This is a genomic window from Paractinoplanes durhamensis, assembly GCF_016862175.1.
GTDB lineage: Bacteria > Actinomycetota > Actinomycetes > Mycobacteriales > Micromonosporaceae > Actinoplanes > Actinoplanes durhamensis.
The window spans coordinates 308,015-319,023 of sequence record NZ_BOML01000019.1 but is presented as its reverse complement, the minus strand read 5'-3'; the positions used below and the strand labels follow the sequence as shown (position 1 = coordinate 319,023).

The following is an 11,009-nucleotide window of genomic DNA, read 5'->3' as shown; positions in this document are numbered from 1 at the left end:
ACCCCGCTCGAAGAGGGGGCCGATCGCCGGCCGGCCCGGGGGCAAATGGGCGGCCGGCGATCGGGGTCTATTCGGTGCCGAGGGCGGCCACCGGGCTCACCTTGGCGGCCCGGCGGGCGGGCAGCACCCCGGCCGCCGCGGTCAGCAGCACCAGGATCACGAAGACCAGCCCGAGCTGACCGAGCGGCAGGCCGAGCGGCGCATTCACGCCGAGGGCCTTGACCAGCAGCCAGGCGTACGGGACACCCAGCGCCAGCCCGAGCGCCGCCCCGATCACGCCGTAGAGCGCGGACTCGGTGGTCAGCATGATCCGCAGGGCCCCGCGGGAGAGTCCGACCGCGCGCAGCAGCCCCGACTCGCGGACCCGCTCGACCACCGACAGGGCGGTGGTGGTGCCGACCCCGACCACCGCGATCATCACGGTGAGCCCGATCAGCCCGAGCGCGATGCCGAGCAGGATGGTCAGCTGCTGGTCGATCTCGTCCCGTTGATCGGCGAGAACATCGACGCCCCAGGCTCCGCCGGCCGCGTTGTTGGCGTCGGTGAGCGCCCGCCGCCCGTCGGTGCGCCCCTGCTCCCCGTCGGTGGCGGCGTCGGCGAGCAGCCCCGCGTAGCCCGCCCCGGCGCCGAGCTTGGTGAGATCGGACGGGTCGAGGACGGCCGCCGACCCGAGCGGCGCCGAGTCGGGCAGCTTCGCCACCACGGTCAGCGTCGCGGTCTTCTTGTCGTGGGTGAGCACGGCCTGGTCGCCGACCTGCAGCCCGGTGCTGTCGGCGGTGAAGCCAGAGATGACGATCTTGCCGGGCCCGAGGTCGGCCAGGCTGCCGCCGACCACGTCGAGCTTCTTGAGCTCGGGCAGCGCGGCCACGTTGAGGTCGTTGACGTCCAGGCCCTCGAAGGTCGTGCCGGCGAACTTCACGTCGAGCCGCCGGTAGGGCGTGAGGTTGGTGAGCTCCGGCCGCGCCTTGAGCGCGTCGACCGCGGCCGCGGTGATCGGGGTGTCCCCGTGCGCGGTCAGCTCGTAGTCGGCCGGCGCCGACGCGGCGACCTCCCGGTCGGCGAGCAGCCGGATCGAGGCCCCGCCGACGAGCGCACCGGCGATCAGGGTGACGCCGAGTGCCACCACGACGCTGACCGCGGCGGCCCGGCGGGGTGCGCCGCCCACTCCCCCGGCGGCGAGCCGGCCGACCGGCCCGGACCGGCGGATCGGCATGCCCAGCACGGCGAGCACCGGCCGGACGAGGGCCGGCCCGAGCGCGATCAGGGCCAGGAAGGCGAACCCGCCGGAGGCGACCACGGCCAGCATGTTCTGGGTGGCGTCGTAGTCCTTCGGGTCGCGGCCGGGCAGGTTGGTCGCGACGTAGGCGGCGAGCAGCCCGGCCACCAGGGCGAGCAGCAGCCCGGTCGCCCAGCGCAGCTTGCCGATGTCGGAGCGGGAGCCGGTGGTGCCGGCGCCGCGCAGCGCTTCGAGGGGCGAGACCCGGCCGGCGGTGAACGCGGGTGCCACCACCGCCACCATGGTGATCACCACGGCGAGCGCGATGGTGAGCAGAGCAGGCTGGAGCGGGAAGCCGGGCGAGGCGATCTGCGGGCCGAACGCGCGGGCCAGGGCCGGGACGAGATGCCCGGCGCCGAGCGCGAGCAGCACCCCGACGGTGCCGGTGGCCAGGCCGGTGAGCGCGCCCTCGACGGCCAGCGACAGGCTGACCCCGCCGCGGCCGGCGCCGACCGCGCGGAGCAGGGCGAGCTGTCGCATCCGCTGGGCGAAGACGATGCGGAAGGTGGAGGCGGCGACCAGCCCGGCCGCGACGACCGCGACGGCGACGAAGACGAAGATCACCTTGAAGACGTCGTCGACCTGGGCGGCCTTGTCCCGGGCCTCGGCGAGCCGGATCTCCGATCCGGTGGCAACCTGCGGTTGCGTACCATCCTTCACGGCGGCGGTGCCGGCCGCGACGATACTGGCGATCTGATTGCGTACGCCGTCCGCGTCGGCCCCCGAGCCGAGGCGTACGTCGATCCGCTGCAGATAATCCTCGCCGGTGAGCGCGGAGACCGCGGCTTGTGGGGCGTACGCCTGGAAGCCGTAATCCTCCGGGCCCTCGACGATGCCGACCACGGTGAGCGTCGCCGGGTCGAGGGGTTTGCCCTTGTCGTCGTAGCGGAACGCGACCTTGGTCGTGCCGCCGACCTTGAGGCTGAGCCGGTCGGCGGTCCGCGGCGTCACGGTGATCTCGCCGGTCTTGGCCGGCTGCCGCCCGCTGGTGAGCTTGGTGACCGACATCGGCCCGGTGCCGGGGTCGGCCGAGACGTTGAGGTATTCGCTGCCGATCTGCCCGCCGGCGTCGAGCCGCCCGATGGTGTCGGCCACCCCCGGGATCTGGCCGATCTTGGCGAGTTCGCCGGTGGTGACCGTGCCGTTGGAGATGACCAGGTCGACCGCCTCGGGGGTGCCGCTGAGGCCGTTGAGCACGCTGCGCTCGGTGATGGTCTGGGCGAGCACGGTGGCGTAGACGACGAACGACACGGCCAGCACGGCGAGGCCGGTGAGCAGGAGACGGGCCGGGCGGCGCGCGACGCCGCGCAGCTGGGTGCGCAGGACCGCGTTCATTGCCTACCTCCGCTCCGCGGATCGGCGCTCGTCCACCGTCGTGGTCCGGGTCGTAGCCTCACCGCTGCGCTCATCGGTTGGCCGCCAGCGACTGCAGCGCCTCGGTGACCGACGCCAGGCTGGGCTGTTCGACCTCGCCGGCGACCCGGCCGTCGGCGAGCATGACGACCCGGTCGGCGTAGGCGGCCGCGGACGGGTCGTGGGTGACCATCACGACGGTCTGGCCGAGCTCGCGCACCGAGTTGCGCAGGAAGAGCAGCACCTCGGCGCCGGAGCGGGAGTCCAGGTTGCCGGTCGGCTCGTCGGCGAACACCACCTCGGGCCGGGACGCGAGGGCCCGGGCGACGGCGACCCGCTGCTGCTGGCCGCCGGAGAGCTCGCTGGGCCGGTGGTTGAGCCGCCCGGTGATGCCGAGCGACTCGGTGAGGTGACTGAAGAGGTGCCGGTCCACCTTGCGGCCGGCCAGCTCGAGCGGGAGCAGGATGTTCTGCTCGGCGGTGAGCTGCGGGAGCAGGTTGAACGACTGGAAGACGAAGCCGATCCGCTCGCGCCGCACCTTGGTGAGCACCCGGTCGGACTGCCGGGTCAGGTCGGTGCCGCCGAGCAGCGCCTGCCCGGAGGTGGCCGTGTCCAGCCCGGCCAGGCAGTGCATGAGCGTCGACTTGCCGGACCCGGACGGCCCCATGATCGCCGTGAACTGGGCGCGGGTGAAGCCGACGGTCACCCCGTCCAGGGCCCGCACCGCCGTGTCGCCGCTGCCGTAGACCTTCACCAGGTCGACCGCCGCCACGGCGGCGAGGGTGTCCTGTCCCGCCAACTGCGTCTGCATGTGTGCTCCCTTGTCGATGTCGACGCAGAGTCTGGTGGCAGCGGGCAGCCCGGCACATCGGCCGCGCGCCAGGATCACCGACCGCCCCGGATCTGACTTTCGGCCGATGGGAGCGGGTTGACCTGCCATTACGCTGGGTCACGATGGAACCGAATCCGAACCGGCTGGTGCTGCTGCGCCTCGGTCAGCTGGGCGCCCTGGCGATCATGGCTGTCCTCGGCCTCTTCGACGTGGCCTCGGGAAACATGCTGACCGGTCCGGGCAGCATCCCGATGGGCCTGGTCCGGGTTCTCCTCGCGGTCGGCGCGGCGGCGGTCTGGCTGCCCGCCCACCGGCAGAACTCGACCGCCCTGCCCAAGACCGCCGTCTGGCTGAGCCTCGCCTCGGTCGCGGTGACCTTCGGGATGGCCGTCACCAGCTACGACTACGCGACCACCTGGGGTCTGGCCGAGTCGCTCGCCCTGCTCGGCGTGATGCTGGTGGTGGCCCGGCGGGCCAGCCCCGGCTGGGCGGTGGTCGCGGTGATCAGCGTCGGCGCGGCGGTCAGCTTCCTGCCGCTGCGCGGTGGCCGGTCGGCCGAGTTCGTCATCTTCGGCCTGATCCAGGCGCTGGCCGCGGCGGGCGCCCTCGGCATCGGCCTCTACCTGCGCATCCTGGAGAGCTCCCGGCAGCGGGCGGTCGACGCGGTCCGCGCCGAGCAGCGCGCCGAGTTCGCCCGCGACCTGCACGACTTCATCGCCCACCACGTCACCGGGATCGTGGTGCAGGCGCAGGGCGCCCGGTTCATCGCCGAGCAGGACCCGAAACGGGTGCTGCTGGCCCTGGAACAGATCGAGCAGGCCGGCGCGGAGACGATGGCGTCGATGCGCCGGATGGTGGGCGTGCTGCGCGACCCGCTGACCAAACCGGACGCCCCGCTCGCCCCGGTCTCCGGGGTCGGCGAGCTGGGCCCGCTGCTGGAGCAGTTCACCGCGGCGGGCGGGCCGATGGGCCGGCTGCACCTGGACGGCACGGTCGACGGCATCCCGGTCGAGGTGTCCACCTCGGCCTACCGGGTGGTGATGGAGGCGCTCACCAACGTGCGGCAGCACGCGGTCGGCGCCCGGGTCGCCGACGTGTGGATCCGGCGCACCCCGGAGTGGCTGCTGGTGCGGGTCGCGAACGACGGCACGGCCCGGCCCGCCGGTCCGCGGGAGCGCTCGGGGTACGGTCTCGTGGGCCTGACCGAGCGGGTCCGGGCGGTCGGCGGCCGCATCTCGGCCGGCCCCGGCATCGAGGGCGGCTGGGTGGTCGACGCCGCCTTCCCTCTGAACGTGAAGGTGATCCAATGAACCTTTTTCAACCTGGCGACGGGCCTGAGGTTCCGGCAGCGACGACCGGCGCCGGGCGCTGGAGCCCTGGCCACGTTGAAAAAGGTTCAGTGATTCGGGTGTTGATCGCCGACGACCAGGCCATGGTGCGCACCGGCTTCGGCATGATCATCGGCGCGCAGGCCGACATGGAGGTCATCGGCGAGGCCGCCGACGGCGTCGAGGCGGTCGCGCTGGCCCGCAAGCTGCGGCCGGACGTGGCGCTCTTCGACATCCGGATGCCGCGGATGGACGGTCTGGAGGCGCTGCGGTTGCTGGCCGGGCCGGGCGTCGCCGACCCGGTCAAGGTGGTCGTGGTGACCACGTTCGACCTGGATGAGTACGTCCATCAGGCGCTGCGCAACGGCGCGGCCGGCTTCCTGCTCAAGGACTCCGGGCCGGCGCTGCTGGTCGAGGCGGTCCGGGCCGCGGTCGCCGGCGACGCCCTGATCAGCCCGTCGATCACCGTCCGGCTGCTGGAGCACCTGTCCCCGCCGGCGCCGAAGGGCGACGACGGCGGGTTGTCCCCCCGCGAGCGGGACGTGGTGAAGCTGGTGGCCAAGGGCCTGACCAACGCGGAGATCGCGGCCGAGCTGTTCATCTCGGTCGGCACCGTGAAGACCCACCTGGGCAGCGTGCAGACGAAGCTGAACGTGCAGAACCGGGTGAAGATCGCCGCGTGGGCCTGGGAACGCCGGCTGGTCAGTTGATCCGCTGGCCCAGTAGGGCTTCGAGGCCGCCGGTGCGGCGCAGTTTCTGCCAGCCGAGCCGGATGCCGCCGAGCGCGGCCAGCGTCGACTGGATCAGCACCAGATACATCACCTGGCGGTAGACGAACTGCTGCAACGGCAACCGCCAGAGCGGCCGCAGCGACTCCTTGTCGAGCCGGAACGCGTAGACCGTGCTGAGCGTCTGCACGGCCAGCATGGCCAGCCAGGCCAGCAGGGTCTCGACCGGGTCGAGGAAGAACAGCCCGTAGATCAGGAACACGTCGATCATCGGGGACAGCAGCGGCAGCAGGGTCTGGAAGAACGCCAGGTTGAGCAGGCCACGCCGGCCGAACTTGCCCCCGGCGCCGCCCTCGAACAGGGCCCGGCGGTGCTTCCACATCGCCTGCATGGTGCCGTAGCTCCAGCGGTAGCGCTGCCGCCACAGCTGGGTCATCGTGGCCGGCGCCTCGGTCCAGGCCCGCGCCTGCTCCTCGTAGACGACCCGCCAGCCGGACCGGATGATCGCGATGGTGAGGTCGGTGTCCTCGGCCAGGGTGTCGTCGGACAGGCCGCCGACCTGCCGCAGGGCGTCGCGCCGGAACGCGCCGATCGCACCGGGCACGGTCGCCATGCACTGCGCCACGTCGTAGGCGCGCCGGTCGATCGAGAAGCCGACCACGTATTCGATGTGCTGCCAGAGGGCGACCATGCCGGTGCGGTTGGCCACCTTGGCGTTGCCGGCCACCGCGCCCACCCGCGGGTCGGCGAACGGCTGGACCAGCTGGCGGACGGTGTCCGGCTCGAAGACCGTGTCGCCGTCCATCATGATCACGACCTCGGTGCCGGCGTTCGCGATGCCGGTGTTCAGGGCGGCCGGTTTGCCGCTGTTCGGCTGCCAGATCACCGTCAGGTTGGGCAGGTTCTGCGCCTCGGCGATCTCGGCGGTGCCGTCGGTGGACCCGTCGTCGATCACCACGATCCGGATCGGGTGGGTGCTCGCGGCCAGCGACCGCAGCGTGTCGGCGATGCACTCCTTCTCGTTGTAGGCGGGCACGATCACGGTCACCGGCCTCGTGTACGGGCTCCCCCACGCCCCCACCTTCGGGCGCCGGGCGTGCTTGCGGCCGAGGACCAGGATGACCACGAGCCGGGCCACGGTCAGGATGCCGAGCAGGAGCAGCAGTCCGGCGAACCAGCCGGTCACGTGCCGGGCCACCCGCACCGCGCCGACCAGGCCGACGCCGAGCGCGTGCTCCTTGGCGGTGGCGACCGGGTTCACCGTCGCCATCCCGGTCACCTTGCTGACCGTGGTGAACGTGTAGCCCTTCGCCTGCAGCTCGGGGATGACGGTGGCGAGCGCCTCGGCGGTCTTCGACCGGTCGCCGCCGCCGTCGTGGAACAGCAGGATCGCGCCGGCGCCGTCGTCCGGGGTGACCGCGGTGACGATGTCGTCCATCGTCACCGCCGCCTCCCAGTCCCGGCTGTCCAGGTCGTTCACGACGGTCAGATAGCCCTGGCCGCCCATGTCGGACATCACCGCCCAGTTGCTGTTGTCGAGGGCCTTCACCGTCGACGAGTACGGCGGCCGGAAGATCACGCTGGACACCCCGGCCGCGCCGGCCAGCGCGAACTGGGTCTCCTGCATCTCCACCGCGCGCCGCCACTCGTTCTTGGTGGACAGGTCCGGGTGGGTGAAGGTGTGGATGCCGATCTCGTGGCCCGCGTCGCGGACCCGGCGGACCAGGTCCGGGTGCTGGCTGATCTCCGAGCCGATCATGAAGAACGTGGCCGGCACGTCGTACTCGGCCAGCACGTCCAGGATCGCCGGGGTGTACTTCGGGTCCGGGCCGTCGTCGAAGGTCAGCACGATCTGCTTGGCCGGCACGCTGACCGTGCTGGTGGTCTTCCCGTCGGTCTGGATGATCGGGCCGCCCTTGAGCGCCGCGGCTGGCACCTGGTCGGTGTCCGATGTCGACGCCACCGCCCCGTCCTGGGTGAACTCGCCCAGCACGATGCCGTTCACCACCAGGATGCTGGCGAACAGGGTGAGGACGACGGCGAGCACCACCCACCGTGCTTTCGGCACCGGAATGCGCCTACTGACTGCCACAAAGATCCTTCCGAGCTAGTCCGCGTACGTCGCGAAGAGTTTGGTGAAGGCGTAATCCGACTGGTCGACGCCGCTGCACGTGCTGCTCAGGCTGCCGTCGGCGCAGCCGCCGTTGTCCCGGTTGACCGACCAGAACCGGATGAACGCAAGACCCTTCTTCTCGGCGTACGCCAACAGGGTTTTCGCGTCGGAGACCTCGGTGACCGGTCCGGTGTCGTTGACGCCGATCATCGGGGTGACGCCGAGCATCGCGTAGACCTCGGCGTCGCTCAGGCCGGTCCAGATGCCGGCCAGGTCGTCGTGCACGGCCTCGGTGGCCGCGGCCATCGCCGTACCCCAATCGCCGTCCGCACGGAAATTCATCGTCATCGCGTTCACCGTGACGGTGAGCCCGGCCTTCTCGACGCTGCGCAGCAGCTCGAGGCCGTCCGCCGCAAGCCCGCCGGCGCCGTCGGCCACCGGCAGCGTCAGCGTGATCGCGGTGTCCCGGCTCTCCTGCAGCTTGGCCAGCGCCGCGGTGACGGTCGCGGTGTCCACCTCGCGCTCGATGTCGACATCGAGATGATTGCTACCGGCAACATCGAGAGCTTTGGCGTACGCCGTGGCCAGCGCCGCCGACGTGCCGCACGCGGTCTCCAGGTAGGTACCGGTGGCCCCGCCGGTGGCGACGATGACGTCCCCGCCGAGCGCGTCGATCTTCGTGAGCCGGGCCTTGACCGCCGCGTCGGTCAGCGCGGTCGCGCCGTCCCAGGCCGGCGTGCAGGTGCCGGCCTTGTTCGCGGTGACGAACGCGACCACGAAGTCGGACTGGCCGGTTGCCTTGTGGATCGCGGCGATGTCGACGGCGCTGCTGACGATGTCGACGTACGGCGCGACGGTGGTCTTGGTTTCTGTTGCTTCTTCTTCGGTCGCCGACGGTGCGGGTGATGGGGAGGCGCTCACCGAGACCGACGGCACTGCACTCGCGCCCTCCTGGAAAGACGGCGTGGCGGTGGTGGTGCGATCGGCCACCGCGCATCCGGAGGCGAGCAGGAGGGCGACGGCCAGCGGGACCAAACGGGTTCTCACGGCGGCGACTCAGCCGCCCGCCTTCGCCGTCTTTGTCGCCGCCGGTGTCGCGTTCACCGTGCCCTTGGTGGTCAGGCCGGTCTGCGGCGCCTGGAGCACGCTGACCCCGACGACGCCGATGTAGAGGGCGGCGGCCGCCGCGGCGACCATCCCCGCCACCGCGAGCATCCGCTTGCGGCGCCCCGATGTGTCGACGAAGACCTTGCGGTCGTTCGTCTCGTTGAGCCTGGTCGAGGCGTAGAGCATGCTGGTTTTCCCCTTCGGTGGCTGCCTGCCCAGCACGCTATGGAGGCAACCTGGGGAAAACGTAAGCCTGTTCTCAGCGGACTCTGTGCATAAAGTTACCCACGGTGCCGCAGTGATCGCGTGCCGTCGAAATGCGGCGCGGATCACCACGGCCCACAGCTCGTTGCCAACTCCCACCCGGGTGCAGCACAACCTTGGTCCGGCCCCGGTCGCGCAGCGCCCGGTTGTCAGGAAATCGCGATCCAGTAGCGCCGGTGGTCCGCGCGGATGTCCTCCAGGACGCCGCCGGCCTTCTCGATCGTCCGGGCCGAGCCGACGTTGTCGTCGCTGCAGCAGACCAGCACCCGGTCGAGCCCCAACTCGCGGGCCGGGACCAGGGTCTCGGTGAGCGCCCAGCTCGCCAGGCCACGCCGGCGCTCCGACGGCCGCACGCCGTAGCCGATGTGCCCGCCGTGATCCAGGAGCATGTCGTTCAGCTCGTGCCGCAGCGAGATCGCCCCGAGGATCCGGTCCCCCTCGACCATCCACCAGTAGGAGCAGTGCACCCAGCCGGGGGTCGGCGTGATCGACTCGTCCTCCTCCGCGTGCAGCCGGGCGACCCACGCGGCGAAACCCGCCGGACTGTCCGGCTCGTCGGCCGGGCGGAGGCCGGCGCCGGCCTGATGGGTGCCGCGGACCCACTCGTCGCGGGACTCCAGCCAGGCGCGATGCAGTCGGGCGGTCGGCTTGATCAGCTGCGGCATGCCGCCCATCCTGGCGGCTTTCAGCCGCCGGCGGCAGCGATTTTCAACAGCCGCCGGATCTGCGCCTGCCGCCGGGTGGTCACGGTTGCGGCGAGCGTACGAGCGGGTGGGTACGCTCCCTGCGCCTGCTCCATCCTCGACGTCTCGACGCAGTTACCGAGGTGGCCGAGGAGCAGGCTCACCGCCGTACGGTCAAAAGCCTTTGCCGTTGCCGAGCGAAGCTCGCCGATGTCGGACGGCCGCAACATGTGCAGCTCGCCGTGCCCCGCGTGGGCCCCCGCCGAGGGATCGGCGGTGAGCGGCTGCTGCCAGCCGAGAAGCCAGCGCCGCATGGTGCCGTCCTCGTCGTGCCACTGGGTGCGCAGCTCGGCCGCGACGGCCTTGAGCTCGGCGTCGCCGGCCCGCTGCGCGGCCAGCTCGGCAACCTGGTCGCCCTCGGCGATCTGCTCGGTCGCCATCTGCAGGAACATCACGTCGACGTCGTTGAACGGCTGCCGGTCCGCGGCCGTGACCTTGGTCGCCGGCTGCGCAGCGCAACCGGCGACCAGGGTGACGAGCAGGGCGAGCCGGATCAGGCGGCTTGCCACAGGGCCGGTACGTTCGGCGGCTCCCAACCGGCGAGGGCGGTGTGCGCCTGCCGGCAGCGGTACGAGAGGCCGTTGTAGGTGACGACGTCGCCGACCTTGTACGCGGTGCCCGCCTTCCACGTGCCGGTGCTGGTCGGCGGCGCGGTAGTGGGAGCCGTGGTCGGCGGGGCGGTGGTGGGTGCGGTCGTCGGCGGCGTGGTGGGCGTAGTCGTGCTGCCGCCGCCGATGTTCAGGTCCACACAGGAGTAGAAGGCGTTCACCGTGTCGGCGATGTTCCACCGGGCGAGCACGGTCTGCCGGCCGGTGAAGCCCTTCATGCTGACGGTGTGGCTCTTGGTGGCGCCGGGCTGCGCGCCGCCGTCGTTGAAGGAGGCCAGCAGGGTGCCGCCGATGAAGTATTCCCAGGTGGCGGTGGAGTGCCGGGCGGTCAGCACCCAGTTGAAGGTGACGGTCTGCCCGACGCTCGCGGCCGGCCAGGCTTTCGAGGTGTCGTTGAGCACGGCGAACCGGCTGCCGCCGCCGTTGCACTGGGTCGAGCCCTTGGGCGCCTCGACGCTCTGCGGCTCGTAGATGATGTCGCCGCAGTTGGCGACCGCGCCGCTGGCACAGTTGGCCTGCCGGCTGGGCGGGGACGAGATGTAGCCGTGGGCCGCGGCGGGGGCCACGGCCACCAGGAGTGATGCGGCAATGGTGGCGACGGTCAGTGCGGGCAGGGTGAACCAACGTCTCATGAAGGACTCCTTCGCTTCATGGGGG

The 11,009-nt window shown here is 71.6% G+C and carries 10 protein-coding genes; 2 read left to right on the top strand and 8 right to left on the bottom strand.

Annotated elements, in window-relative coordinates; genetic code table 11:
• Nucleotides 1-67: 67 nt before the first annotated feature.
• Both Adu01nite_RS11185 and Adu01nite_RS11180 read right to left on the bottom strand, forming a co-directional pair.
• Nucleotides 68-2,611 carry an FtsX-like permease family protein gene (locus Adu01nite_RS11185; protein WP_203726512.1) on the bottom strand — a complete coding sequence of 848 codons (2,544 nt, stop codon included), beginning with the start codon at nucleotides 2,609-2,611 and terminating at the stop codon, nucleotides 68-70.
• A 70-nt stretch (nucleotides 2,612-2,681) separates the two neighbouring features.
• Nucleotides 2,682-3,440, bottom strand: a complete 759-nt coding sequence (locus Adu01nite_RS11180) for an ABC transporter ATP-binding protein (protein WP_203726511.1) — start codon at nucleotides 3,438-3,440, stop codon at nucleotides 2,682-2,684.
• Between the two features lie 143 nt (nucleotides 3,441-3,583).
• On the opposite strand from Adu01nite_RS11180, the gene Adu01nite_RS11175 reads away from it, so the two are divergent.
• The gene (locus tag Adu01nite_RS11175; RefSeq protein ID WP_203726510.1) at nucleotides 3,584-4,771 is read left to right on the top strand and encodes a sensor histidine kinase; all 1,188 of its coding nucleotides are present in this window, start codon (nucleotides 3,584-3,586) and stop codon (nucleotides 4,769-4,771) included.
• 89 nt (nucleotides 4,772-4,860) lie between these two features.
• The gene (locus Adu01nite_RS11170) at nucleotides 4,861-5,499 is read left to right on the top strand and encodes a response regulator (RefSeq protein WP_203726509.1); all 639 of its coding nucleotides are present in this window, start codon (nucleotides 4,861-4,863) and stop codon (nucleotides 5,497-5,499) included.
• Here Adu01nite_RS11170 and Adu01nite_RS11165 read toward each other — a convergent pair.
• From Adu01nite_RS11165 to Adu01nite_RS11140, 6 genes are all read right to left on the bottom strand, one after another.
• Nucleotides 5,492-7,585 (bottom strand): bifunctional polysaccharide deacetylase/glycosyltransferase family 2 protein, encoded by a 2,094-nt coding sequence (locus tag Adu01nite_RS11165; RefSeq protein ID WP_239132298.1) that lies wholly within the window; start codon nucleotides 7,583-7,585, stop codon nucleotides 5,492-5,494. The genes Adu01nite_RS11170 and Adu01nite_RS11165 overlap by 8 nt on opposite strands.
• 39 nt (nucleotides 7,586-7,624) lie before the next feature.
• Nucleotides 7,625-8,677 carry a glycoside hydrolase family 18 protein gene (locus Adu01nite_RS11160; protein WP_239132297.1) on the bottom strand — a complete coding sequence of 351 codons (1,053 nt, stop codon included), beginning with the start codon at nucleotides 8,675-8,677 and terminating at the stop codon, nucleotides 7,625-7,627.
• Between the two features lie 9 nt (nucleotides 8,678-8,686).
• Entirely contained in the window at nucleotides 8,687-8,923 is a 237-nt protein-coding gene (locus Adu01nite_RS11155; protein ID WP_203726508.1) for a hypothetical protein, read from the bottom strand.
• 227 nt (nucleotides 8,924-9,150) lie between these two features.
• Nucleotides 9,151-9,666 carry a GNAT family N-acetyltransferase gene (locus Adu01nite_RS11150; protein ID WP_203726507.1) on the bottom strand — a complete coding sequence of 172 codons (516 nt, stop codon included), beginning with the start codon at nucleotides 9,664-9,666 and terminating at the stop codon, nucleotides 9,151-9,153.
• A gap of 20 nt (nucleotides 9,667-9,686) precedes the next feature.
• Nucleotides 9,687-10,253: a DUF305 domain-containing protein gene (locus Adu01nite_RS11145; RefSeq protein WP_203726506.1), complete on the bottom strand. Its 567-nt coding sequence runs from the start codon at nucleotides 10,251-10,253 to the stop codon at nucleotides 9,687-9,689.
• Nucleotides 10,238-10,984: a lytic polysaccharide monooxygenase gene (locus Adu01nite_RS11140; RefSeq protein ID WP_203726505.1), complete on the bottom strand. Its 747-nt coding sequence runs from the start codon at nucleotides 10,982-10,984 to the stop codon at nucleotides 10,238-10,240. The genes Adu01nite_RS11145 and Adu01nite_RS11140 overlap by 16 nt, the downstream gene beginning before the upstream one ends.
• Nucleotides 10,985-11,009 lie beyond the last annotated feature (25 nt).

What these genes read in the sequence shown, in the direction of transcription:
- Adu01nite_RS11180 (WP_203726511.1), bottom strand. Translation starts at nt 3,440, where the DNA reads ATGCAGACGCAGTTGGCGGGACAGGACACCCTCGCCGCCGTGGCGGCG.
- Adu01nite_RS11185 (WP_203726512.1), bottom strand. Translation starts at nt 2,611, where the DNA reads ATGAACGCGGTCCTGCGCACCCAGCTGCGCGGCGTCGCGCGCCGCCCG.
- Adu01nite_RS11155 (WP_203726508.1), bottom strand. Translation starts at nt 8,923, where the DNA reads ATGCTCTACGCCTCGACCAGGCTCAACGAGACGAACGACCGCAAGGTC.
- Adu01nite_RS11140 (WP_203726505.1), bottom strand. Translation starts at nt 10,984, where the DNA reads ATGAGACGTTGGTTCACCCTGCCCGCACTGACCGTCGCCACCATTGCC.
- Adu01nite_RS11175 (WP_203726510.1), top strand. Translation starts at nt 3,584, where the DNA reads ATGGAACCGAATCCGAACCGGCTGGTGCTGCTGCGCCTCGGTCAGCTG.
- Adu01nite_RS11150 (WP_203726507.1), bottom strand. Translation starts at nt 9,666, where the DNA reads ATGCCGCAGCTGATCAAGCCGACCGCCCGACTGCATCGCGCCTGGCTG.